This is a genomic window from Saccharopolyspora sp. 6V, assembly GCF_020176785.1.
GTDB lineage: Bacteria > Actinomycetota > Actinomycetes > Mycobacteriales > Pseudonocardiaceae > Saccharopolyspora_C > Saccharopolyspora_C gregorii.
This window is the reverse complement of record NZ_JAIUKB010000161.1, coordinates 1-2668: the sequence shown is the minus strand read 5'-3', so window position 1 is coordinate 2668 and position 2668 is coordinate 1. Positions and strand designations below refer to the sequence as shown.

Here is a 2668-nt window from a genome sequence, read left to right as displayed (position 1 = left end):
CGCCGTGCTGGGCGCGCAGCCCCGCGCGCCGCCCGGCGGCGGGGGGGGGCCCGGGGGGGGGCGGGGGCCCCGGGGGGGGGGGGGGGGGGGGGGGGGGGGGGCGGCGCCCGGCGCGCGGGGGGCCGCCGGGGCCGTGGGTTCGTTCTGCCATGGCCCGACAGGTACCCGACGCGGCGGCGAATATCCACTCCGCTGCGCTCGGGTCACGGTCGGGCGACTGAGATCGGGCGGGTTCGCGATCAAGCGGTTATCCTCCGCCCGCACGATCTTCGACCCGGTCGATCACCGACGGTGGCGGCCGGCCGTGCGCCGACCGGACGTCCCGCACCTAGGAGGCGAACCGCCGTGCCCGTTCCCCGACATCCCCGCCCGTCCCGGAGCCGCCGGCTGCGCCACGGGCTGACTGCCGCGTTGACCGGTGCGCTGCTGGCCGCGATCGTGTCCCCCGCCCTGCCCGCGCGCGCCGACGGCGCGGACGCGGCGCCGCGCCTGGACCGCGCCGACCCGGACGGGGCGTGGGCCGGTTACAGCGTGGGCCGTTCCGCCACCGAGGACACCGACCGGTCCGGTCCGCAGCTGCGGGGCCCTGGAGTGGCGGGCATGGACGTCAGCGGCCACCAGGGTGCGGTGGACTGGCCGCGCGCGTTCGCCGACGGCGCCCGGTTCGCCTACGTCAAGGCCACCGAGGGCATCGGGTTCACCAGCGACAGCTATCCGCAGCAGTACGAGGGTTCGCGGGCGGCGGGCATGATCCGCGGCGCCTACCACTTCGGGTTGCCCGACAGCTCCACCGGCGCCGAGCAGGCGCACTACTTCGTCGACCACGGCGGCGGGTGGGTGCCGGACGGGCGGACGTTGCCGGGGGCGCTGGACATCGAGTCGAACCCGTACGGCGACGAGTGCTACGGCCTGTCCCCGGAGCAGATGTCGGGGTGGATCGCCGACTTCAGCGGCACCTACCAGGCCCGCACCGGGCGGTTCCCCACGATCTACACCACCACCCGCTGGTGGGACCAGTGCACGGGGGCGAATCCGGACTTCGCGGCGAACAACCCGCTGTGGCTGGCCCGGTTCGCCCCGGAGATGGGGCCGCTTCCCGCGGGCTGGGACTACCAGGCGATCTGGCAGTTCGACAACGCCGGGGTGTTCCCGGGCGATCAGAACACCTTCAACGGGAACCCGGGGCAGCTGGAGCGGTTCGCGATGTGAGCGGCCCCCGGGACGCAGCGGAGGGGTGGGACCGGTGTTCGGTCCCACCCCTCCGTCGTGCGCGCCCGCCGCGATCAGGGTCCGACGAGGTCGTCCGGGATCGGTTCGTTCGCGGCGATCGCCCCGAACAGGCGCGAGGCGTTCGCGCTGTCCCACTTGATGACCGACTGGCCGCTGTCGGTGCGCACGAAGTCCCCGAACGGGACGCTGGTGGTGATCCCGTTGCCGCCGCTGACATCACCGAGTGCCTTGACCAGCCAGAACAGGTGCCAGACGTGATCGGAGTCGTTGAGCAGGAACGTGGTGCCCGCCGCGTTGGCCAGCGGCACCAGCCGGAACGGGTTGAGCAGCGTCGCCGGGCCCATCGCCTTGTCGGTCAGCGCGCCCAGCAGCTTGCGCTGGTTCTCCGCGCGTTCCAGGTCGCCGCCGTCGAGGGAGTAGCGGGCGCGGACGAACCCGAGCGCCTGCGGCCCGTCGAGCTCCTGGCAGCCCGCCGCCAGGTGCACGTTGGCCATGTCGTCGTCCATCGGCTCGTCCAGGCACATGTCCACGCCGCCGACGGCGTCGACCAGCTCGGAGAACCCGCCGAACCCGATCTCGGCGTAGTGGTCGACGTGCACGTCGGTGACCGTCTCCACGGTCTGGGCCAGCAGCTGCGGGCCACCGATGGAGAACGCGGCGTTGAGCCGGTCCTTTCCGTGCCCGGGGATCGGGACGTAGGAGTCGCGGGGCAGGCTGATCAGCGCGGGCTTCCCGCCGCCGGTGGGGATGTGCACCAGCATCATCGAGTCGGTGCGGCGCCCGGCGGCATCCCCGGCCGAGAGCTCCTCGCGCTGGGCCTCGTCGAGGCCTTCGCGGCTGTCGGAGCCCACCAGCAGCCAGTTGGTGCCGGGGGTGTCGGCGATGCGCCCGTCGTACTCGAGGGCTTCGGTGCGCTGCAGGACGCTGTCGACGTAGATGCCGAACCCGACCACGACCAGCAGCAGCACCAGCACGGCGATGCCGCTGCGCTTGCCCCAGCCCATCCGCTTGCGCCGACGCGGCGGTGGGGGCGGCGGCCCGGCCCGCCGGGTCGGCGGTGGTTGCGGCGGTGCGCCACCGCCGCCGCGGTTGCGGGCGTAGTAGTCGTAGCCGCCCTGCTGCGGCCGTCGGCCCCTCGGCGGATTCGCCGACCAATCACTCATGACCTTCACACCTGCGGAGTCGACTCGCCAGCACGCTCCGTGCCGACCTGTGCGGTGCAGCATCCCAGAAGCACCGTGGCGACCGGCACACCGCTACCGCAACGGTATGGAAACCACCCGTCCGGAACCGCCTGGGGGTAGCGGGTGCGCGGCATCGGCGGGAGCGGCGGCGGCCGAACGCAGCAGCGGGGGGGGGGGCCCCCCCCCCCCCCCCCCCCCCCCCCCCCCCACGACACGCCCATCCGCGGCACACCACCCCCCCACCCCCAACCCCC

General features: G+C 74.2%; 2 protein-coding genes. One reads left to right on the top strand and one right to left on the bottom strand.

Features of this window, described 5'->3' with window-relative positions; all coding sequences use genetic code 11:
* Positions 1 to 411 precede the first annotated feature (411 nt).
* On the top strand, positions 412 to 1209 hold the full coding sequence (locus LCD35_RS26265) for a lysozyme (RefSeq protein ID WP_224961477.1): 798 nt from the start codon (positions 412 to 414) through the stop codon (positions 1207 to 1209).
* Between the two features lie 74 nt (positions 1210 to 1283).
* Here LCD35_RS26265 and LCD35_RS26260 read toward each other — a convergent pair whose 3' ends face one another.
* Positions 1284 to 2393, bottom strand: a complete 1110-nt coding sequence (locus tag LCD35_RS26260; RefSeq protein ID WP_224961479.1) for an LCP family protein — start codon at positions 2391 to 2393, stop codon at positions 1284 to 1286.
* Between the last annotated feature and the right edge of the window lie 275 nt (positions 2394 to 2668).